Annotated in this window: 1 protein-coding gene; it reads right to left on the bottom strand. The window is 72.0% G+C overall.

Annotated features, from left to right (window positions below):
- Positions 1-406: PucR family transcriptional regulator ligand-binding domain-containing protein (locus RM844_RS32410; protein ID WP_311671025.1), on the bottom strand; the 406-nt coding region annotated here is incomplete at its 3' end.
- Positions 407-472 lie beyond the last annotated feature (66 nt).

The raw sequence follows: 472 nt of genomic DNA, 5'->3' as shown, positions 1-472 counted from the left end.
AGACGGATTCGAGGAGCTTCTTGTCGTCGATGGCGGCGGAGACGGCCTTGCTGATGGCGAGGAACGGGGTGCGGCGGGGGACTTCGAGCAGCGGCAGGCCCGCTTCCTCGGCGGCCTCGACGAGCGCGGCCGGGATGTCCTCGTAGTTCACGCCGACCGCAAATCCGACGCCCGCGACGCCCGCTCCGGCCTGCCGTCGTACGTACCGGCGCTTCGACTCGGCGTTCTCGGCATCCAGGTTGGTGGCGGTCACCAGGAGCAGTTCGCCGCCGTCCATGTACGGGACGGGGTCGGCGAGCTCGCTGGCGTGGGCCCAGCGCACGGGGGTGGAGAGCCGGTCCGCGCCCGCCCGCACCGTGAGCTTGAGCGCCGAGTTCTGGACGAGCGAGGCGAGCGTGGGGGGCATGGGACCGGGAACCCTCGGTGTCGGTGGCGCCCGGCCGACGAGGGGGTTCGCCGACCGGATTGATCG

Origin of the sequence: Streptomyces chisholmiae, from assembly GCF_031845445.1 — a bacterium.
GTDB lineage: Bacteria > Actinomycetota > Actinomycetes > Streptomycetales > Streptomycetaceae > Streptomyces > Streptomyces chisholmiae.
The sequence above is the reverse complement of the archived record's forward strand: the minus strand, read 5'-3'. Positions and strand labels throughout refer to the sequence as shown.